The following is a 19,729-nucleotide window of genomic DNA, read 5'->3' on the forward strand; positions in this document are numbered from 1 at the left end:
TTTCTTTGACTAATTGTTTTCTTAAAGTATTCATAAAAAATCTCCTTTACGACATTTGATTATATTTAAATCATTGCCATAAAGAAGATTTTTATTAACCTTGAAGCACAAATTATTTTACATTACCGTTTATTTTGCTCAATCTTTATCACCAATACTCCCAGCTATTATTGGGTTAATCTATTTTTATAAAAGAAAATGGAAGGGTATAACTGAGCATGTCAGAAATTAATCGTTTTAAACAGATTAAATAATAAAATAGTGGTTTTGATATAAATAGAATCAAAACCACTATTTAGGTATTATACTGCTTTCTATGCGCTATTCCATTTATTAAGTATCACTTTAATTTTAAATTAACAATTAATAAAACCAAATTATTTATTGTATAAAATTAGTCATAATTTTTTCTTCATATTGAGGGTCTTTGACTCCTGTTTTTTGCCCAGCTGAAATACACTTAAGAAGCCATGCCATGTTTTCACCTAAAGTTCTCATAGTTTGTAATCCCTCTTTATCTTTCATAACATCCTCTGGTGTAAAACCATGAACCTGATTCCAGTACTGTGATGATACAATAGGCATATTACTGATTGAGAAATATTTATTTAGTTGGTCAAATGTTGCAGTTGCTCCACCACGTCGACATGATACAACTGATGCACCAAGTTTCTTTGCCATTTTACTTCCAGCTGAAAAAAATAAGCGGTCAAGAAATGAAGTTAGTTGTCCACTTGCACCGGAAAAATATACAGGTGAACCAACAATAATACCATCAATATTATCTAGTTCTTTCGCTAACTCATTGACCTTATCATTCCAAGTACATTTGCCAGTTTGAAAGCATGATGAGCAAGCAATACAACCTGGTATTGGTTTTTTACCTAAATATAATATTTCGGTTTCAATGTCATGCTTATTTAATGTTTTAGCAACTTCATTTAATGCTGTATAAGTACACCCGTATTGGTTTGGGCTACCATTTATTAATAAAACTTTCATTAGAAATTCCTCCAGTAAAATTTATTTAATCGATATTCAAGGGTCTTTGCTTTTTCTAAAATAGGTTTTCTATGAATCTATAAGTACAGGTATATTCCATTTGTTCTTAGATTTACATTTAAAACACCTCCTATTACTAAATTTATCAGTGATATGAAACTACATTATGTTAGAAGTTTTTTATAACTTGAATTAAAGAGTAAATAAATTAAAATTTGACAATATGCTAAAGTACTAGCATTAAGTAGAATTTATATGTATTATAGCAAATTGACTTTTAATTGTTCTTACACTATAATTTTATTATAAATTAGCTAAAAGACAAGTACGCACATTTTTGTTCAATACTAACCTAAAGGAGAGTGTAGCACATGGATATGGATTGTATCTCACAAGCAGATTTAAGTGAAACAGGGTTTAGTTATACACTTTCACTGATTAATGGAAAATACAAGATGGTAATTCTCTATTGCCTTGCTGAATTTAAAGTTGTTAGATATAATGAACTAAAACGTTATATAAAGACTATTTCTTATAAGACTCTGAGTTTATCTTTAAAGGAATTAGAAGCAGATGATTTGATTATTCGTACTGAATATCCTCAAATACCACCTAAAGTAGAATACAGTTTATCAAAGAGAGGGAAGTCTTTGATTAAGATTTTAGATGCAATGTGTGAGTGGGGAGAACAGAATAGAATTTAATTTTACATTTGAAGATTGTACATATTGTAAAAGACTGTAGGTAAATTTGAATTTAAACAAATATACTTACAGTCTATATTTAAAAAAATGTCTATTTTCATTTATAATTTAAAAAATTTATTTTAGATATTTTTTATGAAATTTCACCACCAATTTCTTTTATATCATCTTTGTAGATTACACAAGCTTCTATGGCTAATTCCAAACCTTTAACTATTTCTTCTAAAGACATAAATGGTGTATTCTTTTTATCTATTATTTGAGAAGTCATGTATGGTATGTGTATGAAGCCTCCTTTTATATTAGGATATTTTTTATCTATCATGTAAAGAATTCCATACATTACATGATTGCAAACAAATGTACCTGCAGTATTTGAAACACTAGCTGGAATTTTATTTTCATTCATATGTTTTACCATAGCTTTTACAGGTAATTTTGAAAAATATGCAGGTTGACCATCTTCTTTTATAACCGTGTCTATAACCTGATTTCCTTCATTATCTTTTATTCTAAAATCATCTACATTTATAGCAACTCTCTCAGGTGTAATATCAAATCTACCTCCTGCTTGTCCGACTGATATTACTATATCAGGGTTGTGTTTTTGAATAGCTTTATCTATTGCTTCAACAGATTTTGTCATAACTGTTGGTATAGTTATTTTTATAATTTCTGAGCCATTTATATTATCTTTGACCCTTTCGACAGCTTCTTGAGCGGGATTAATTGGTTCTCCACCAAATGGGTCAAACCCTGTTAATAAAACTTTCATTATTTTACCTCCTATTTATATCAAAATCCTAAAAAATACATTACTAATATGTGTGCTACAATTAATATTAAAGCAACTGGTGCTTGATACTTTATAACAACATAATCATTTTTACATTCAAGTAAAGCTGCTGGAACTATATTAAAATTAGCTGCCATTGGAGTAAGTAGAGTTCCACAATATCCTGCTGTTAATGCTAATGCTCCAATTATAGCAGGATTTCCACCTTGAGACAATACAAAAGGAATTCCAATTCCTGCCGTTATGACTGAAAATGCAGCAAATGCATTTCCCATTATCATAGTAAATATAACCATACCCAATACATAAGCTATAACGCCAAATAATCTATTGTCAGTAGGAACTACTCCTGATATCATACCTGAGATAACTTCGCCAACTCCAGCTTGAGTAAACAAAGCACCTAATGCAACCAAAAGTTGTGGTAGCATGCTAGCTGGTCCCATTTGTTGCAATAATCTTGAACCATCATGAACTGAGGTAGATGATTTTGATTTGGTTATTATAAGAGCAGATATTAGTGCAATTATTGAACCTACACCTATTGCAAACTGTGAAGAATTATCGAAATTAGAAAGACTCATAGCTACAATTACTGCTGCAAAAGCTAATATTAATGATGGTATGAATATTTTATTTTTAAGTTTGTCTGCCTGTTCTTTCCCAAAATTTTCATTTGGCTCTTCGTATTTTGCAAATATGACTTGTTTAGTAAGTGTTAATAAACTAGATAATATTAGTATGATTCCTATTATATTAGCTGGAATTAATCTTCCAAATATAAATGGTAGTGATATTAGTATCCAAAATAATGATGTACCGTATTTTTTATTATTGTCTATTGTAGTAAAAGACCTGTATGCTATGACAATCATTAAAAGCCCCATTAATGCATAAAAAATTTCTAATGATATGTTTATAAAATTTTGCACTTTTATACCTCCTAAATAAATCTATCTCTTATGACTTTTATTTAATTTTTTATCATATAGAGTAAATTGGATTGTGGCAGCTATAAATGCTATTACGGCCATAATGATATTAGCTTTTACAATCTCAATTCCAGTTACATTATATCCAAATTGAGTAAGAGTAGATGCTATAAGTAAAACTCCACTGCTACCTGCAAATAAGTTTTGACCATAGAAGTTACCATAGTTTTCTGATGCAGCAGATAATGCTTTTATAGCTTCTTCGTCTGATTCTTTTAATTCATCACTATTGCTTAATCCAGCAGCTTGTGCCATGGGGTTAACAAGTGGTCTTACAAATTGAGGATGTCCACTCATTCTTATTGATAAGGCTCCAGCTATTTGTCTAGCAAACATATATATACTCAGTACTTTTCCTGTTGTGAGTCTTTGTAATTTTTCTATTAGAGAAACTGCTCTTTGTTTTAATCCATATCTTTCTAAAACACCAATTACAGGTAATGTTAGTATAAACAATGACACACCTCTATTTGAGACAAAAGAATCTCCTAGAGTTGTAAAGATTTGGTTAAAATCTAATCCTGCTACAAGTCCTGTTGCTATTCCTGCTAATAATACAGTAAATAATGTATCAATTTTAAGTATAAATCCAATCACAACTATTAATATACCAATCAGTTTTATCATCAATTATTCTCCTTCCATTTTTTCTATTTTGATTTAATTTTACTAAATAAATAAATTTAAACTCTTTTTATAGTATTTACGTTAATATGACTATTATTATAAAATTTAATAAAAAATAAGAAAGTAACTTTAAAATACTTATTTTAAAGTTACTTTCTTATTTTTATTTTGGTTTATTTAAAGTTTTTATTTTAAAGTAATTTGACAAGAAGACTGCTTTTTTTTAAAATAGTGTCGATTTCTTTCGTATCAATTTGTTTGATTGTTTTTATGTAGTCTGGTTTTATAGGATGAGTACCTATGTATTTTTCAAATAACATAACATCATGCCAACTACCAAACTTATATCCTGTATTATGATAAATTCCACATAGTTTGAAACCAAAGTGTTGGTGAAGTCTTTCGCTTTTAATATTAGGCGATGCAATGCTAACATATAAGTTTTGAATATTTTGTAATTTTAATATATCTATTATTGAATTATAAAGAGCTATGCCTATTTTACAACTTACAAACCTTTCATCAATATAAATTGATAATCCAGCATTCCATTGATAAGCAGTTCTTTCATTATGTTCATGAGCATAAGTATATCCAACAATTTTTTCATCAATTAAACATACTAGATATGGATATTTTGAACAAATTGTTTTTATTCTATTTTTAAAATAACTAATATTTGGTATATCATATTCAAAAGTAATTGCTGTATTAGTGATATATGGTGTATATATTTCTAATATTTCTTCAGCATCTGTTTCCTTTGCTAGTCTGATTTTAACTTTTCCCATAAGTATCATCTCCAATGTAGTAAATATAATAGTTTTTGTTTTATAATGTTCAAGTTTAAATGTGAAAACATATTGTATACTTTATTATATTTTATATCAAAAGTTATATAAGGGAAAGTTATGTAACTTTTGATATAAAAATATATGGTAAAACATTCCATGACTTTTGAGCTCTTTGCCATAAAGTAGGGGTAGATGGGGTTGTTAACGAAGAGTATAGCTTATTTTAGTCATTAAAATTTCTTAAAAAATTATCTATATTATCCTGTGATATTTTCAAACCATTGTAATCATTTTTTGTAACTGACTTCATAATCAATTTATCAAAAAATTTCATTTTCTCTAATCTAGCTTCACCACCAAATATACTTATTGATTTTGCACTCTTTAATAATGATGATGGGAAATTACTTGATAGATATTTATCCGTCTGTTCAGAGAATGCGCAACAAAGAAAAATTCCAACTTTCTTTTGGTTTAATGACTCTATATTATCATTACAGAATGTACGAATTTCTTTTGAAACTGAACCCACATATATTGAACTTCCAATAATAACTGTATCAAATTTTGATAATTCAATTTTACTGTTTTTATCCTTAATATCAACAATAATCACATTATTTGATAGTTTACTTTTTAATATATTTGCACAGTCTGTTGTACAACCATATTTACTTGAATATACAATAATAGTATCCATATTTTACTCTCCTTTTTGTAAAGCATTTTCTATAGCTTTTCGTATAGTATCACTGCTGTAAGTTGCAGAAGTTATAGCATCCACTTCTAAAGATTGTTGCTTAATAATATTATTTACAATCTTTTCAGATGGTTTACCTAAAAGAGTGTCATGTTTCAATATATGAATATCTTTTATTACTCCATTGTTAACTTTGACAGATACAGTAGCTTTTACTAGACCATTATCAGCATTTCCAAGATAAGTACCATTTTTTATTTTAGTAGGATTTATATTTTGTACTACTAATTTTTCTGGTTTCAAATTAACTACAGCTACAATAATAATACATATAAATATAAAAAATAAAACTATTAATACTTTTAGAATTCTTAAAAATTTATTTTTCTTATTAAGATTTTTGATGTGAATGCTCATTGTAAATTCCTCCAAGTAAAATATCCACGAAATTGTCTATAAATTGTGGGAAGTTATGTAAAGAATACAAGTGATTTTCAACAGCACATAAAACAAAGCCTAATAATGCACTTATAAGCATCCAAGAAGCATTATCTATGTTTGGTTTAAATATTTTTTGCTTAATTCCAATAGCAAGAAGTTTATCAAACATCTCTATACCATTATTAGCAGGAGTACTAGCAGTATTTTGAGATGCAAATATAATATTCATTCCACTATACATTATGGCTTTTGTCATTTCTGGATTGCTAGAAAGAATTTTGATAAAAGTAAGCATAATTTCTCTGATTTGTTTATCTACTGAAAATGAGGAGTACTTATCCATAACAGTAATAGAATCATTTTCTATTTTATTATAAAGTTCATTAGCTATATCATTAATAATCTGTGCCTTATCTTTGTAGTAAAGATAAATAGTAGTTGGAGAATATTCTATTTTTGTAGCAATTTTTCTAATTGATAAATTTTCATATCCTTCTTGATTGATAATTTCAATGGCAGCATCCATAATTTTTTTCTTCATTTCTATTTTTTCCTTTTTACGTCTTTCTTTGACACTCATATAATCACCTCTTTAACTTAACAGTGTTAATTTAATTTACAATGTTATTGTATGTTTTATTTTTAAGTTTGTCAACAATCTAGATTTCTATACTTTCTATATTGGTACAGTACTTACACATTTTAATTAAATTACTATTAAATCAAATTAATTTGGTTTTGCAAAATAATTTAGGATACTAAAATTGATTAGAATCTTCTTATGTGATATTAAGAAGATACATTGGATTTATTATGTGCTGATTTGGATAATATTAAGATAAAAAAGATAGTATTTATCTAATAATTGATTCTTATATAAAATTGAAAAATGAAGGTTTATTACATGGTATCTGAATATTTCACATAATTATAAAAAACAAAAAAGAGTGCCATAGCACTCCTATTGTGAGAAATATATATGAAATTCATTTTTGCATTAATGCAAAATGTACATATAACAAAGTTTATTTTTTATATTTACTTTATATAATAGCATATTAGTATTAACTAAATATTTATCATAATTAGTAAAAAGAAAAGGGAGTGATTTTACACTCCAGTTGTCAAAAATCTAAAACTGTCATCGCAATATTCTCATTATAACATAATTTATGAGAATGTGTGAATATATTTAAGATTTTTAAAATATTTTTGATATAACTAAAGTTATACTAAAAAATGTAATCATTAGATATTAACATAAAAAAATTAAAACAGAGTATTTATAAAATATATAAATGATAAAAAAGTGTTATAGTTAAAAAAAGTATTATCAATTAATAATTTTACGAATTTTTAAATAAAAATAGACAATAGAGATTATATAGTAGAATCACATAAAAGTTTATCAAATCAGATGAAAATAAATGAAAATAAAAATGTTTTTGTCTAGTTATGCGTTTTAGATTACCACTTATGTATTATATATTGAATATTAAGAATATTTGTGATATTTTTATAAAAAATAAAATGATAATTATTTTTTTTATGAAGATGAATGATTTATATAAATTTAGATTTTCATTATTATGGGACATATACATGGATAAAATTTAATTAAAGGAGTAAAATGTTATGAAAATATGTATTACAGTAGGACACAGTATTCTAAAAAATGGTGCATGTACTTCTGCTGATGGATTAGTTAATGAATATCAGTATAACAAATTATTGGCACCAATATTAGCAGATATATTTAGGAAAAAAGGGCATACAGTAAGCGTAATAATATGCCCTGAAAAACAGTTTAGTTCTAAAAATGAGGAAAAGTCTTATAAAATACCTAAAGTTAATAATGGAGAATATGATTTACTTATAGAGTTACATTTAAATGCAAGTGATGGTCAAGGAAAAGGCTCAGAAGTGTTATATTATAGTAATAAAGGTTTAGAATATGCAACTAGAATATGTAATAAATTAGGTATGGTATTTAAGAATAGAGGAGCCAAATTAGATAAAGGATTGTATATTCTAAATAGTTCAAAACCTACTGCTATATTAATAGAAAGTTTTTTTTGTGACAATAAAGAGGATTATGAGAAAGCAGAAAAACTTGGATATGAGGGTGTGGCTAAGTTAATCGTAGAAGGCGTATTAAATAATAATATAAATGGTGGAGATATCAAGCAGATTAAACATACAATAGTTTATAGTGGAGATGATAGAGTTTCAGCAGAAATAATAGGGTTATATTATAAAAGAAAAGATGAAAGCTGTTTAGTAACAGATATAAAAGATTATAAGCCATATAAAACAGAAAATTTGTATGTTATTGGCGGAGGTGCTTGTAGCAAGATGGAAGAAATGAGTAAGAGCACAGGAGAAAAATTTACACAAATATATGATAGTGATGTGTGGTCAACAATGGATAAAGTAAGAGCATTTATAAAAGAAAAAGCGTAATTTAAAATCTTTATTAAATTAAATATTTAGATAAGAAGAATTTATATAAAATTCTTCTTATTCTTTTTGATGAATTAAATTTTATGCCAAACCACATTCACATAATAAAATCATAATTCTATGAAGACAAGACTCTACAATATCTTCTCCATATCTTTTAATAAAATCATCAATCTGAGTTTCTATAAATGAATAGTATTCTTTTAAACTAACAATGTATGCAGTCATTATATGAACACATTCATCAATTTTGTCTTTAAACACAATACATCCCCCTAAAAAATAAAAATATTCAGTAAATAAAATAAATTATTTTATTTGAAAATATATATGTATAATACTTCGCTTTAATATATTTTACAAGTGTATATGCAAAACTGGATATTACAACTGTAAAACTGGTTGAATTATTATTCCTATCATAGTATCTAGTACTAATTTTTTTAATATAAAAGCCACTAAAAAGAATATGAACAAACCAAATATATCCAAAAAAGCGTGTTGAAAGTTTTCTTTTCATATAATCACCAAATTGTATTAGTTTTAATCTATTTAAGAAAAGTATAGCAAAAATTTTAAGAAGAGAATAGTTACTAATCCTTTATATATTCAAAAACTTCTTCTATACTTACATTGAATACGTTAGCAATGTCAAATGCTAATTTTAATGAAGGGTTATATTTTCCATTTTCAAGATTTCCTATAGTTTCTCTTCTTACTCCTACTAATGATGCCAGTTCATCTTGTTTCATATTATATTTTGCTCTATATTCTTTAGTTCTTGAACGAATCATCATTACTCTAGTCCTTTTCCTTCTTTATACTGTAAGTATGCAAAAACTGCAACAAAGCTAATCATTGATATAGAAAAACTTATTCCTAGACCATTTTCAATAGTAGAAATATTATCTGAGATGATGGATAAAACCATAGCTACTGATAGCGATGAAAGTGTAAAGAAAAATGCTGGCACAGCTGCTTTTCTCAGGTTTTCTCTAAATAATTCATCTGGCATAATATTAAAGTATCTAAAAAAAACAAAGAATGCACAAAAACTAATAGTTCGTATTTCACCAGCATATATTCCAGCTAGTCCTAAAAAACCTAAGAAACCTAAAAATCCTAGTTTATTTAATTCCCTAAAACTTTTCATTATTAACAACTCCTTTAGTAAATGTTATATATTTTTAACTTCTTGTTAAAAATATATAACATTTGATGCTTATTTGCAACATAAAAATTAAATTTAGTATAAATTTTATATGTAAATTTAATTAAAGGTATTAATTGTAATATTTATAATATTGTTGTATAATAATAATCGGTTTAAACGTGCCACATTTTATTAAAGTTTGTTTATTATTTAAGCATGCTTTAATGAGACACATAAAAATATAATAAATTCTTTTAAACTACAAACAGTGTTTTTGTAGTTAGTAAATCAGGTGTTTGAAAGGTTTTAGTTGATTGACAGGTTATAATAAATGACTTAAAATCATAACTAAACTTAACATCTGTACTTGTTCGAGAACTCCAAGTATAAAAAACTAAGGAATTATATAGTGGCAGTATATAATTAATACCCTTAGACACACCTTTTTGAAAGTGGAAAAAAGATGTGTAGTTCTCCTCGACCACAAATCAAGGAGGATAGTAATATGGAAAAAAGAAAAGTAATAATTGATTGTGACCCAGGAATTGATGATTCTTTGGCAATCCTTTTGGCTTTAAGCTCACCAGAGCTAGAAGTAATTGGAATTACCACATGTTGTGGTAACGTACCAGCAAATGTAGGTGCAGAAAATGCACTAAAAACACTTCAAATGTGTTCTTCACTAAATATTCCAGTATATATAGGAGAAGAAGCACCACTAAAAAGAACACTTGTAACAGCTCAAGATACACATGGAGAAGATGGTATAGGAGAAAATTTTTATCAAAAAGTGACAGAAGTTAAAGCAAAAAATGGAGCAGTAGATTTTATAATAAATACTTTACATAATTGTGAAAAAGTATCTATAATAGCACTTGCACCACTTACAAACATAGCTAAAGCACTTATGAAAGATAAAAAAGCCTTTGAAAATCTTGATGAATTTGTATCTATGGGAGGAGCTTTTAAAATTCATGGAAATTGTTCTCCAGTAGCAGAATTTAACTATTGGGTAGACCCACATGGAGCAGATTATGTTTACAAGAATTTATCTAAAAAAATTCACATGGTAGGTTTAGATGTAACTAGAAAAATTGTACTTACTCCTAATATTATTGAGTTTATAAATAGACCTGATGAAAAAATGGCAAAATATATAACTGAAATCACTAGATTTTATATTGATTTTCATTGGGAGCAAGAAGGAATAATAGGTTGTGTAATAAATGACCCTCTAGCAGTGGCATATTTTATAGACAGAAGTATATGTAAAGGATTTGAATCATATGTAGAAATTGTGGAAGGTGGAATAGCTATGGGGCAATCCATAGTAGACTCATTTAATTTCTACAAAAAACATGCTAATGCGATTATTTTAAATGAGGTTGATGAAAAGAAATTTATGTATATGTTTTTAAAAAGACTTTTTAAAGGATATGAAAACATTATAGACTCTGTGGAAGGAGTGATATAGTGTGAAAAGAAAAATATGTGTCAAAACTATTACACTTATAGCCTTTGGGATTTCTATAAATATAGTAGGTGCGTTTATAGCTATGGGGCTGAGGCTACCTATATATTTAGATTCAATAGGAACTATAATGATAGCTTCACTTTTGGGGCCTAAATATGCTGTTATTACAGGTGTGTTTGGAAGTTTAATAAGTGGAGTTACATTTGATGTATATTCTCTTTATTTTGCACCAGTTCAGATATCAACAGGATTACTTGCTGGTATTGCTTTTAAAAAGAAATTCTTAACTGGTTTAAAAACTCCATTAGGAGTATTGTTGTTTGCCATACCAACATCTATAGTAAGCTCAGTAATTTCAGCTTTTTTGTTTGGCGGGGTGACATCATCGGGTTCTTCTTATATAGTTCAAATTTTAAAAGTACTAGGGCTTGGAGATGTATTTAGTGTGTTTATAACTCAAGTGTTCACAGATTATACAGATAAATTAATTGCTGTTGTTTTGGTAAATTTGGGATTAAATGCAGTTCCAAAGACTTTAAAAGTATCATTAACTGGAGAAAGATAGGAGAGAATATGGATAGATATAGTGAGATAATAAATAAAAATCAAAGAGAAATAGTTTTACTTAAAAGCTTTCCATGTATATGGGGAAGATGTTCTTTTTGTGATTATATAGATGATAATTCTAATTTGGAAGAAGAAATGAACAAAGTAAACTTTGAAGTTTTAAAAAATATAACTGGAAAATATGGAGTTCTTGAAGTCATAAATTCTGGTAGCTGTTTTGAAATACCTAAAGATACTTTAGAGAGAATAAAGAAGATTATAAAAGAAAAAAATATAAAAAAACTATTCTTAGAAAGTCATTGGTCCTACAAAAATAGACTAAAGGAAATGAGAGATTATTTTGAAATTCCTATAATATTTAAAATTGGGGTTGAAACATTTGATTATGATTTTAGAAATAATTTTTTAAATAAGAATGCAAGATTTAAAACTCCAGAAGATGTAAAAGAATATTTTGATTCGCCTTGTATTATGGTTGGAATAAAAGGACAGACTAAAGAAATGATAGATAATGACATGGATATTATTCTAAATACTTTTGAAAAAGCAACTGTGAATGTTTTTATAAACAATTCTTCTAAAATAAAAAGAGATGAAGAGTTGGTTAAATGGTTTATTAATAAGTATGAATTTTTAAATGAAAATCCAAATATAGAAGTTTTATACAATAATACAGACTTCGGTGTGGGAGATTAGTAAGATTTTCTAAAGAGATATTATGCTGTAGTAAAGATTAATTTAATTTAAATTTTAAATTGAAAAATTTAGTACATTTTTGAAAAAGCTTCTGATATGTAGAAGCTTTTTTTTATATAATTTTATGTTACAATAAGAAAAAAGGAACTAAGGAGTAAATAAATGATGCTTAGTAGGGAAAAATGGGATAAATTGGAATATATCGAATTTTTAGAGTATATGAAATCTATGCAAGATGTTAAGTATAGAGATTTTAATAAGAAACTTATACCAGGAACAGAAAATATAATAGGTATTAGAATTCCTAATTTAAGAAAGTTGTCAAAAGAAATAAGTAAAGGCAACTGGAAAGAATTTTTAGAAGTAGCAGAAGATACTTATTATGAAGAAGTTATGTTACAGGGTATGGTGATTGGCAATATAAATAGTAATTTTGAAGAGATTTTATATTACATAAAAAAATTTGTACCTAAAATTAGTAATTGGGCAATTTGTGATGGATTTTGTTCTGGACTAAAATGTACAAATAATTATAAAGAATACATGTATGATATATTAAAAAAATATGTTTGTTCAGAAAATCCGTGGGAGATTAGATTTGCATTAGTTATGTTTTTAATATATTATGTTGATGATGAACATATTAAAGATATTTTTGAATACTGTAACAATATACAAAGTGAAGAATATTATGTTAAAATGGGTATGGCATGGCTATTGTCAATTTGTTTTGTTAAGTATGAAGAAGAAACACTTCTTTATATAAAAAACAATAATTTAGATGATTTTACTTATAATAAAATGTTACAAAAAATAGTTGAATCAAACAGAGTAGATTTAGAAAAGAAGAATATAATAAGAAGTATGAAAAGAAAGACAAGAAGATATTGACGGAGGAGTATTAATGAATAATGAGGAAAGAATTGATAAATTTTTAGAATTTCAAAGTAAAGGAATCAAATTTACAGAGATAGCTCAAAATCTAAAAATTAGTCAAAGTACTTTAAGAACTTTTTTAAATAAAAAAGGATATAAGTCAGAAAAAGGTAAATACATATTAAAAGACGAATTAAAGAATAAAGAAGATTTGGATAAAGAAAAAACTAAGGAAGATAACACTAATAATGTAAAAAAGGTAAGCACCAAAAAGAAGAAATCTAATGAAAAGGTTTTAAATAAGAGTATTGAACAAATTGAGTTTAACGACACAGATTTAAAAAATATAAAATCAAGAAAAAATATTAAACCTAAAAAAGACAGAAAAATAAATATAACTCAAGAAGATTTAGATAAGCTTTGTGAAGTGTATGATTGGTATTTAGAAGTGAAGGATTATAATATAAAACCTAAAAAAATATCTAATAAAAAAGATGTACATATAGATAATGAATCTTTAAGTGAATTAAAAACAACAAGAGTACGTATAGATAAAGAAACTTGGAGTGACTTTGAAAGATTATGTAGCAACTCAAATTTTGAAAAACACCAAATACTTACACAAGCATTGAAGGAATTTATGAAAAAGTATAAAAATCTACTATAAAATACTACTATATGAGGTGCTTAATATGAATAAAATAGTAAAAAAATTAATTTTTTTAATGATTATATTAACAATATTTATTTTTACACTGACTGCATGTAAAAGGGAAGAAGAGCAATCTGATTCAGTTGAGATTCAAGCAGAAGACAATAATGAAGTGACAATAGATAAGGACAATGCAAAAGTATTGAATATAGGAGCAACAGAGATTATAACTGTAGATGAAGGTGGAAAAATAGATACATCCACAAAGATAGAAAATAATTCAACATTTAATATATCGAATGTTGAACTAATATATAATGAATACGATGATAATAAAAAAATTACTTCATCTGATAGTAAATCTCTGCTAGATATGACTTTAATGCCTGGGAAAGTTGCTTATGTAGAATGTGGACATAAAACTTTTGCTAAAAGTGTAGAAGTCTATGCATATGAATATGAAGCAGAGGGTAAAATTGTATATGTTAATTTAAAAGAAAATACTATTGATATAAGAAACAATAAAATTAAGCTAGAAAATAGTAGTCAGTATGAAGTATTATCTACTTCAGAACTTAAAAAAGTAAATGAGTCAAAAGAGGGAATCACATATCAAATAAAAGTAAAGAATTCATCATCAAAAGACTTAGGAAATATTATCCTTAAGACGGCAGAAGTTAATGATAATGGGGAATACTTGACAGTAAGTCGTGTACCATCATACAAAGTTTTGAAGGCTTCAGAAGAAACAGATATAGATATAACATGTTCAACAAAAGCAAAGAATGTTGAAATAGTAGGATATACTTATGATGATATAAAAGAAAAAGCAAATGTAGATATTGATTTGAAATCTCATAAAGTCAAGATAGACAAGTAAAGGTAGGGGATATTTATGAAGGTTTTGATAGTTGAAGATAATAGGGTGCTTTTAGAAAGTGTAGTAGAAGAACTTAGTAATCATTTTGAAACTGAAAAATGTGAAGATGGAGAAGAAGCATTATATTTAATAAATCAAAATATATATGATTTAGTTATTTTAGATTTAATGCTTCCTAATATAAATGGAATTGATATTTTGAAGAAAATGAGAATCAATAATATAGATACACCTGTACTTATATTGACTGCTAAAGAAGCATTAGATGATAAAGTAGAAGCATTTACTATAGGAGCTAATGATTATTTAACAAAACCTTTTTATATGGAGGAACTAGTAGCAAGAGTATATGCCATATTGAGGACTAATGGAAAAATAAAAGAAAGAAATGGATTAGAATTTAAATCTTTATATCTAGATACATTAGAAAAAAGAGTGTATATTGAAGAAGAAGAAATAAAACTTCAAAATAAACAGTTTAACTTATTGGAATATTTTGTTTTAAATAAAGGTTCAATTTTATTAAAAGAACAGATTTATGATAGAATATGGGGAATTGATTCAGATGCAACTATTGAAATAGTAGAGGTATATGTAAGTAATCTGAGAAAAAAACTAAGTAAATATGGATATGATAAATATATTAAAACTAAGCGTAAGGTAGGATACATATTCGATGATAAATAAGAATGTATTTACCAGCACTAAAAACCATTTGATAAAAATGTACATTGTTGTAGTGGGTAGTTTTTTAATAATATTTTCTATATTTATATATTCATATTTTAGAGGTCTTACATATAGTGGAATTGATAGTGAAATCAATGATGAACTGGAGTATATAGTTTCTCAATTTAAGAGAACCTCATTTTTAAACCCAATAAGACTTAAAGACCCTAAAGATATGGTATATGTTTATGAGAATGACAGAATAAGTTACTATACTCAAAATGAATATTTTGATGAATTACTTCCAGACAGAAGACTAGATAAGAAAAATACATTTTTTAAATATACAGAAAATGGTTATACATTTAGAGAATTAAATGTGGATGTGGGCAGATATCAGATACAAATAATCAGAAACATTGACTCAGAGATGAATTCTTTAAAACAGTTGACATCTGTACTTATAATTGGAATACTAATTTCTGTTATAATAACATACTTTGTAGCTGTATATCTTACTCGAAAAGCATTAATTCCAATAGAGACTGCTTGGAGGAACCAAGCTAAATTTATACAAGATGCTTCACATGAGTTAAGGACTCCAATAACAATAGTTTCATCAAAATTAGAAAGTATGTTAAAATCTCCAGAAAATACAGTAAATGATGAAGTTGAAACAATAGCTACTGCAATGAAAGAAACTAGAAGACTTAAAAAGATGATAACGGATTTACTATCTCTTACTAAGGAAGATTCTATTGTTAAAGTTAACTTGGAGGAAATTGATTTAGAAAAATTACTAGAAGAAATATCAGAAGATTATGTAGATATTGCTGAGTTTCAAGAAAAAAAATTTACATTTAACTCTGAATTAAAGAATAAAGTTATAATAACAGATAAAAATAAATTGAGACAACTTATATTAATTTTTATTGATAATGCTTTTAAATATACTAAACTAGGTGATGAGATAGTATTAGAATTAAAAGAAGATGTGGAAGATGAAGTAACATTACTTATAAGAGATACTGGTATAGGTATAAAAAAAGAAGAAATGCCTTTTATATTTGACAGATTTTTTAGAAGTGAAAATGTGAGAAATAAAGATTTAGAAGGTTCTGGAATAGGTCTTTCAATAGCACATATGATTAGCTTGAATTTATCTATCGAAATAGATGTAACTTCTGATATAGGTATTGGAACTACATTTGAAATATCAATACCAAAAAAATTAAAATAATAAAAATATAAAAATCTGTTTTTACAAATAAAGAATGGGTATACTAATAGTATAAAATAAAATATAAAAGAATTTATAAAAGTAAAATTATATTTATAAATTTCATAGTATAATTATAAGGATAATAAATTTTTAGGAGGATTAAAAAAATGGCAAAAATTATAAATACATCTGAATTTAGAAGTAGTGTTGAAGGTAGTAAAGGAGTAGTTGTAGTAGATTTTTTTGCAACTTGGTGTGGACCTTGTAATATGTTAGGACCTGTATTTGCAGAATTAGGCGAAGAGATGAAAGACGAAGCTAGATTTGTAAAAGTTGATATAGATGAAAGCTTAGAAATAGCTCAACAATTTAGTGTATCTACAGTACCAACTATGATTATATTTAAAGATGGAGAGCCAGTTGAAACTCTAATTGGATTTATGCCTAAGAACAAAATTGAGATGAAAGTAAAATCATATTTATAAAAATGGGTGAATATTATGAGATATGACATAGCTATAATAGGTAGTGGTCCAGCAGGATTATCTGCTGCTATAAATGCAAAAATAAGAAATAAAACAATGATTATGTTTGGCAATGATAATTTAAGCAATAAGCTTGTTAAAGCTCCTTCAATAGATAATTATTTAGGTTTTTATGATATAAGTGGAGATGAATTAAAAGACAAATTTAAATCCCATATAGATAACATGGATATTTCAATTGAAAATAAAAGAATAAATAATATTTATGCTATGGGAGAATACTTTGCAATAATGTCTGGAAATGATATGTATGAAGCTACTACTGTAATCCTTGCAACTGGTGTAGAATATACTAGACCAATAAAAGGTGAAGAAGAATTTCTAGGAAGAGGAGTAGGATATTGTGCTACATGCGATGCACCACTTTATAGAAATAAAAAAGTAGCAGTTATAGGATATAATGAAGAATCTAAAGAAGAGGCAAATTTCTTAAGTGAACTTACTTCAAAAACTTATTTTATACCTATGTATAAAAAAGAAAACCTTATGAGAAGTTCAGATAATTTAGATGATTCTATTGAGATTATACATGATAGACCAGTGCAAATAGATGGAGATAAACTTGTAAATAAGATATCTTTTAAAGAAAATCATATTGAAGTTGATGGAGTATTCGTTATAAAAGATAGCACAGCTCCAAGTACATTGATTCCTGGAATAGAAATTGATGGTATCCATATTAAGGTTGACAATAATATGAAAACTAATATAGAAGGATGTTTTGCCGCAGGAGACTGTGTAGGTAAACCCTATTCTTATATCAAAGCAGCTGGGCAAGGTCAAATAGCAGCATTAAATGCTGTTTATTATCTAGATAAATTAAAAAGAGCTTAGTATAATTAGTAAGTAAATTTTTAAATATACAAATAAAAAACTGTCTTAAAATAATATAATTATTTTAGACAGTTTTTTATTTGTATATTATTATTTTACTTCAAGATACATTAGAGATGTATCTCTAGGTATGTTTATTTTGATAGATTTAAATTGACAATTGAAATATATATAGAAACAATTAGAATTATTTATAATAAGTTCCAAAATTTCAAAATAATAGTTGAAAAATCTAATTAAGAGTACTATAATTTAATTAAGTAATTACTTAATCAAAAAGAGGTCTTTATGGAAAATTTGGTTAAAATATTTAAAGCATTGAGTGATGAAACTAGACTTAACATACTTATATTAGTATCTAAAAGAAATATCTGCCAAAAAGGAATTTCTAAATATTTAGGAATTTCAGATTCTGCTGTTTCACAACATATAAAAATATTAAAAGAAGTTGGCATAATAACAGGATATAAAGAAGGATACTATGTTTTATATCATATTAACAAAGAAGTGTTTAACATATGTATGGATTTTATAAATTCTATGTTAAGTAATTCTAGTGAAAGCTTTATAGATGTATTTGATATAAATACAATACATCTAGGATGCAGTAAAGAATGTAAATCTATGAAAAAATGTTGCAAGAGAAGGGAGAAATAATAATGAAAGTATGTATACCAGTAGAAGAAAATAAAGGATTAGATAGTAAACCATATGGTCATTTTGGTTCTGCACCAATCTTTGTTGTGTGTGACTTAGAAAGTGGAGAAGTTAAATCTTTAGACAATGGAGATTTAGGTCATGAACATGGGAAATGCCAACCAATAAAAGCATTATCAGGTACAGTTGTAGATGCAGTAGTAGTTGGAGGAATAGGGCAAGGTGCCATAGTTAAATTAAATAGTATGGGAATAAAAGTTTATAGAGCTGAAGCTGATACTATCAGTGGTAATTTGGACTTACTTAAAGATGGAAAATTAGTAGAATTTCCATCAAATCATACTTGTTCACATGATGGATGTGGGCATCATTAAAAACAAGATAGCTGATGAAGCATATGCTTCATCAGCTATTTTATCATTTTAACAAATAAGATTCTTTATATTTAGTATTAAATTTTGAGGTTGTACAAAGTTTTTTTATATAACCTTAAATTTATAAGTATCTTACTTTAGATTTTCTTTGTATGCTTTTCTATATAGTTAATATCATTTAATATATCGTTAAGTTCTTTATTGAGTGTTTTTAAATCATCTCCATCTACATTATAGTTTAAAAATAACTCTTCTACATTATCAATAATAGAATTGACTTTTCTAGTAACTTCAACAAAAGTTTTAAAGTTACTACTATTTTTAGCATTTAGAAATTTGTTTAAATCCTTTGATATAAATGATATTATTTCATATTCATCATTAAAAAGACCTCTACCAATAGGATATGGTTCAATTCTTTGTAAAAAATATTGATCTTTAGCATTAATATTATAAGTATAAGATATTTCCCAGTTGTCTCCTAAATCAAACTTAATAAAATATAATGTACTACTTACTTTTGATATTTTTGTAGCTCCAAGTTGTCTTAAAAGAACTTCAATTGAATCTCCTTGAACAGTATTAATATTCATATATACACATCCCCTTTA

26 protein-coding genes and 1 riboswitch are annotated in these 19,729 nt (G+C 26.4%); of the genes, 14 read left to right on the forward strand and 12 right to left on the reverse strand.

Annotated elements, in window-relative coordinates; all coding sequences use genetic code 11:
- Positions 1 to 381 precede the first annotated feature (381 nt).
- On the reverse strand, positions 382 to 1,002 hold the full coding sequence (locus tag IC173_RS12565) for a flavodoxin family protein (protein ID WP_227433161.1): 621 nt from the start codon (positions 1,000 to 1,002) through the stop codon (positions 382 to 384).
- A 371-nt stretch (positions 1,003 to 1,373) separates the two neighbouring features.
- Between IC173_RS12565 and IC173_RS12570 the strand changes: the two genes are divergently transcribed.
- Entirely contained in the window at positions 1,374 to 1,706 is a 333-nt protein-coding gene (locus IC173_RS12570) for a winged helix-turn-helix transcriptional regulator (RefSeq protein WP_227433162.1), read from the forward strand.
- A 133-nt stretch (positions 1,707 to 1,839) separates the two neighbouring features.
- Here IC173_RS12570 and pcp read toward each other — a convergent pair whose 3' ends face one another.
- The 7 genes from pcp to IC173_RS12605 form a co-directional block, all read right to left on the reverse strand.
- Positions 1,840 to 2,481 carry a pyroglutamyl-peptidase I gene (pcp, locus tag IC173_RS12575; RefSeq protein WP_227433163.1) on the reverse strand — a complete coding sequence of 214 codons (642 nt, stop codon included), beginning with the start codon at positions 2,479 to 2,481 and terminating at the stop codon, positions 1,840 to 1,842.
- 20 nt (positions 2,482 to 2,501) lie between these two features.
- Positions 2,502 to 3,434 (reverse strand): DUF979 domain-containing protein, encoded by a 933-nt coding sequence (locus IC173_RS12580; RefSeq protein WP_227433164.1) that lies wholly within the window; start codon positions 3,432 to 3,434, stop codon positions 2,502 to 2,504.
- A gap of 21 nt (positions 3,435 to 3,455) precedes the next feature.
- Positions 3,456 to 4,121: a DUF969 domain-containing protein gene (locus tag IC173_RS12585; protein WP_227433165.1), complete on the reverse strand. Its 666-nt coding sequence runs from the start codon at positions 4,119 to 4,121 to the stop codon at positions 3,456 to 3,458.
- A gap of 191 nt (positions 4,122 to 4,312) precedes the next feature.
- Complete coding sequence (locus IC173_RS12590; protein WP_227855679.1) at positions 4,313 to 4,912, reverse strand: GNAT family N-acetyltransferase; 600 nt, start codon at positions 4,910 to 4,912, stop codon at positions 4,313 to 4,315.
- A gap of 226 nt (positions 4,913 to 5,138) precedes the next feature.
- Complete coding sequence (locus IC173_RS12595; RefSeq protein WP_227855680.1) at positions 5,139 to 5,615, reverse strand: flavodoxin domain-containing protein; 477 nt, start codon at positions 5,613 to 5,615, stop codon at positions 5,139 to 5,141.
- A gap of 3 nt (positions 5,616 to 5,618) precedes the next feature.
- Positions 5,619 to 6,032, reverse strand: coding sequence for an FMN-binding protein (locus IC173_RS12600; RefSeq protein WP_227855681.1), 414 nt, complete (start codon positions 6,030 to 6,032; stop codon positions 5,619 to 5,621).
- Entirely contained in the window at positions 6,007 to 6,636 is a 630-nt protein-coding gene (locus IC173_RS12605; RefSeq protein ID WP_227855682.1) for a TetR/AcrR family transcriptional regulator, read from the reverse strand. The genes IC173_RS12600 and IC173_RS12605 overlap by 26 nt, the downstream gene beginning before the upstream one ends.
- Positions 6,637 to 7,691: 1,055 nt before the next feature.
- Here IC173_RS12605 and IC173_RS12610 point away from each other — a divergent pair.
- Complete coding sequence (locus IC173_RS12610; RefSeq protein WP_227433170.1) at positions 7,692 to 8,519, forward strand: N-acetylmuramoyl-L-alanine amidase; 828 nt, start codon at positions 7,692 to 7,694, stop codon at positions 8,517 to 8,519.
- An 81-nt stretch (positions 8,520 to 8,600) separates the two neighbouring features.
- Here IC173_RS12610 and IC173_RS12615 read toward each other — a convergent pair whose 3' ends face one another.
- The 3 genes from IC173_RS12615 to IC173_RS12625 all read right to left on the reverse strand — a co-directional run bounded on the left by IC173_RS12615 (position 8,601) and on the right by IC173_RS12625 (position 9,672).
- Positions 8,601 to 8,783, reverse strand: a complete 183-nt coding sequence (locus IC173_RS12615) for a hypothetical protein (RefSeq protein ID WP_227433171.1) — start codon at positions 8,781 to 8,783, stop codon at positions 8,601 to 8,603.
- 329 nt (positions 8,784 to 9,112) lie between these two features.
- Positions 9,113 to 9,313: a helix-turn-helix transcriptional regulator gene (locus IC173_RS12620; protein ID WP_227433172.1), complete on the reverse strand. Its 201-nt coding sequence runs from the start codon at positions 9,311 to 9,313 to the stop codon at positions 9,113 to 9,115.
- A 2-nt stretch (positions 9,314 to 9,315) separates the two neighbouring features.
- Positions 9,316 to 9,672 (reverse strand): DUF3796 domain-containing protein, encoded by a 357-nt coding sequence (locus IC173_RS12625; RefSeq protein WP_227433173.1) that lies wholly within the window; start codon positions 9,670 to 9,672, stop codon positions 9,316 to 9,318.
- 360 nt (positions 9,673 to 10,032) lie between these two features.
- Positions 10,033 to 10,076, forward strand: a riboswitch (PreQ1 riboswitch).
- 101 nt (positions 10,077 to 10,177) lie between these two features.
- On the opposite strand from IC173_RS12625, the gene IC173_RS12630 reads away from it, so the two are divergent.
- The 12 genes from IC173_RS12630 to IC173_RS12685 all read left to right on the forward strand — a co-directional run bounded on the left by IC173_RS12630 (position 10,178) and on the right by IC173_RS12685 (position 19,118).
- Positions 10,178 to 11,146 (forward strand): nucleoside hydrolase, encoded by a 969-nt coding sequence (locus IC173_RS12630; protein ID WP_227855683.1) that lies wholly within the window; start codon positions 10,178 to 10,180, stop codon positions 11,144 to 11,146.
- A gap of 1 nt (position 11,147) precedes the next feature.
- Positions 11,148 to 11,711, forward strand: a complete 564-nt coding sequence (locus IC173_RS12635; protein WP_227433175.1) for an ECF transporter S component — start codon at positions 11,148 to 11,150, stop codon at positions 11,709 to 11,711.
- A gap of 8 nt (positions 11,712 to 11,719) precedes the next feature.
- Positions 11,720 to 12,409, forward strand: coding sequence for a radical SAM protein (locus IC173_RS12640; protein ID WP_227433176.1), 690 nt, complete (start codon positions 11,720 to 11,722; stop codon positions 12,407 to 12,409).
- 162 nt (positions 12,410 to 12,571) lie between these two features.
- The gene (locus tag IC173_RS12645; RefSeq protein ID WP_227823811.1) at positions 12,572 to 13,300 is read left to right on the forward strand and encodes a DNA alkylation repair protein; all 729 of its coding nucleotides are present in this window, start codon (positions 12,572 to 12,574) and stop codon (positions 13,298 to 13,300) included.
- A 13-nt stretch (positions 13,301 to 13,313) separates the two neighbouring features.
- Entirely contained in the window at positions 13,314 to 13,952 is a 639-nt protein-coding gene (locus IC173_RS12650; protein WP_227433178.1) for a DNA-binding protein, read from the forward strand.
- Between the two features lie 25 nt (positions 13,953 to 13,977).
- A complete protein-coding gene (locus IC173_RS12655; RefSeq protein ID WP_227433179.1) occupies positions 13,978 to 14,817 on the forward strand; it encodes a hypothetical protein in 840 nt (279 codons plus the stop codon).
- A gap of 15 nt (positions 14,818 to 14,832) precedes the next feature.
- Positions 14,833 to 15,504 (forward strand): response regulator transcription factor, encoded by a 672-nt coding sequence (locus IC173_RS12660; protein WP_227433180.1) that lies wholly within the window; start codon positions 14,833 to 14,835, stop codon positions 15,502 to 15,504.
- Positions 15,494 to 16,726, forward strand: a complete 1,233-nt coding sequence (locus IC173_RS12665) for a sensor histidine kinase (RefSeq protein ID WP_227433181.1) — start codon at positions 15,494 to 15,496, stop codon at positions 16,724 to 16,726. The genes IC173_RS12660 and IC173_RS12665 overlap by 11 nt, the downstream gene beginning before the upstream one ends.
- A 149-nt stretch (positions 16,727 to 16,875) precedes the next feature.
- Complete coding sequence (gene trxA, locus IC173_RS12670; RefSeq protein ID WP_227433182.1) at positions 16,876 to 17,193, forward strand: thioredoxin; 318 nt, start codon at positions 16,876 to 16,878, stop codon at positions 17,191 to 17,193.
- Between the two features lie 15 nt (positions 17,194 to 17,208).
- Complete coding sequence (locus IC173_RS12675; protein WP_227433183.1) at positions 17,209 to 18,087, forward strand: NAD(P)/FAD-dependent oxidoreductase; 879 nt, start codon at positions 17,209 to 17,211, stop codon at positions 18,085 to 18,087.
- 288 nt (positions 18,088 to 18,375) lie between these two features.
- The gene (locus IC173_RS12680) at positions 18,376 to 18,744 is read left to right on the forward strand and encodes an ArsR/SmtB family transcription factor (RefSeq protein WP_227433184.1); all 369 of its coding nucleotides are present in this window, start codon (positions 18,376 to 18,378) and stop codon (positions 18,742 to 18,744) included.
- Between the two features lie 2 nt (positions 18,745 to 18,746).
- Positions 18,747 to 19,118, forward strand: a complete 372-nt coding sequence (locus tag IC173_RS12685; RefSeq protein ID WP_227433185.1) for a NifB/NifX family molybdenum-iron cluster-binding protein — start codon at positions 18,747 to 18,749, stop codon at positions 19,116 to 19,118.
- Between the two features lie 137 nt (positions 19,119 to 19,255).
- On the opposite strand, the gene IC173_RS12690 is transcribed toward IC173_RS12685, so the two are convergent.
- Complete coding sequence (locus IC173_RS12690) at positions 19,256 to 19,711, reverse strand: hypothetical protein (RefSeq protein WP_227433186.1); 456 nt, start codon at positions 19,709 to 19,711, stop codon at positions 19,256 to 19,258.
- Positions 19,712 to 19,729: the final 18 nt, after the last annotated feature.

This window comes from Clostridioides sp. ES-S-0048-02, assembly GCF_020658495.1.
Taxonomy (GTDB): Bacteria; Bacillota; Clostridia; order Peptostreptococcales; family Peptostreptococcaceae; genus Clostridioides.

Excerpts from the sequence above, each read along its gene's own strand:
- IC173_RS12625 (WP_227433173.1), bottom strand. The coding sequence starts at position 9,672 with ATGAAAAGTTTTAGGGAATTAAATAAACTAGGATTTTTAGGTTTCTTA.
- pcp (WP_227433163.1), bottom strand. The coding sequence starts at position 2,481 with ATGAAAGTTTTATTAACAGGGTTTGACCCATTTGGTGGAGAACCAATT.
- IC173_RS12645 (WP_227823811.1), top strand. The coding sequence starts at position 12,572 with ATGATGCTTAGTAGGGAAAAATGGGATAAATTGGAATATATCGAATTT.
- IC173_RS12610 (WP_227433170.1), top strand. The coding sequence starts at position 7,692 with ATGAAAATATGTATTACAGTAGGACACAGTATTCTAAAAAATGGTGCA.
- trxA (WP_227433182.1), top strand. The coding sequence starts at position 16,876 with ATGGCAAAAATTATAAATACATCTGAATTTAGAAGTAGTGTTGAAGGT.
- IC173_RS12585 (WP_227433165.1), bottom strand. The coding sequence starts at position 4,121 with ATGATAAAACTGATTGGTATATTAATAGTTGTGATTGGATTTATACTT.
- IC173_RS12595 (WP_227855680.1), bottom strand. The coding sequence starts at position 5,615 with ATGGATACTATTATTGTATATTCAAGTAAATATGGTTGTACAACAGAC.
- IC173_RS12605 (WP_227855682.1), bottom strand. The coding sequence starts at position 6,636 with ATGAGTGTCAAAGAAAGACGTAAAAAGGAAAAAATAGAAATGAAGAAA.
- IC173_RS12675 (WP_227433183.1), top strand. The coding sequence starts at position 17,209 with ATGAGATATGACATAGCTATAATAGGTAGTGGTCCAGCAGGATTATCT.
- IC173_RS12655 (WP_227433179.1), top strand. The coding sequence starts at position 13,978 with ATGAATAAAATAGTAAAAAAATTAATTTTTTTAATGATTATATTAACA.
- IC173_RS12640 (WP_227433176.1), top strand. The coding sequence starts at position 11,720 with ATGGATAGATATAGTGAGATAATAAATAAAAATCAAAGAGAAATAGTT.
- IC173_RS12570 (WP_227433162.1), top strand. The coding sequence starts at position 1,374 with ATGGATATGGATTGTATCTCACAAGCAGATTTAAGTGAAACAGGGTTT.
- IC173_RS12690 (WP_227433186.1), bottom strand. The coding sequence starts at position 19,711 with ATGAATATTAATACTGTTCAAGGAGATTCAATTGAAGTTCTTTTAAGA.
- IC173_RS12680 (WP_227433184.1), top strand. The coding sequence starts at position 18,376 with ATGGAAAATTTGGTTAAAATATTTAAAGCATTGAGTGATGAAACTAGA.
- IC173_RS12685 (WP_227433185.1), top strand. The coding sequence starts at position 18,747 with ATGAAAGTATGTATACCAGTAGAAGAAAATAAAGGATTAGATAGTAAA.
- IC173_RS12565 (WP_227433161.1), bottom strand. The coding sequence starts at position 1,002 with ATGAAAGTTTTATTAATAAATGGTAGCCCAAACCAATACGGGTGTACT.
- IC173_RS12590 (WP_227855679.1), bottom strand. The coding sequence starts at position 4,912 with ATGGGAAAAGTTAAAATCAGACTAGCAAAGGAAACAGATGCTGAAGAA.
- IC173_RS12630 (WP_227855683.1), top strand. The coding sequence starts at position 10,178 with ATGGAAAAAAGAAAAGTAATAATTGATTGTGACCCAGGAATTGATGAT.
- IC173_RS12620 (WP_227433172.1), bottom strand. The coding sequence starts at position 9,313 with ATGATTCGTTCAAGAACTAAAGAATATAGAGCAAAATATAATATGAAA.
- IC173_RS12600 (WP_227855681.1), bottom strand. The coding sequence starts at position 6,032 with ATGAGCATTCACATCAAAAATCTTAATAAGAAAAATAAATTTTTAAGA.
- IC173_RS12665 (WP_227433181.1), top strand. The coding sequence starts at position 15,494 with ATGATAAATAAGAATGTATTTACCAGCACTAAAAACCATTTGATAAAA.
- IC173_RS12660 (WP_227433180.1), top strand. The coding sequence starts at position 14,833 with ATGAAGGTTTTGATAGTTGAAGATAATAGGGTGCTTTTAGAAAGTGTA.
- IC173_RS12650 (WP_227433178.1), top strand. The coding sequence starts at position 13,314 with ATGAATAATGAGGAAAGAATTGATAAATTTTTAGAATTTCAAAGTAAA.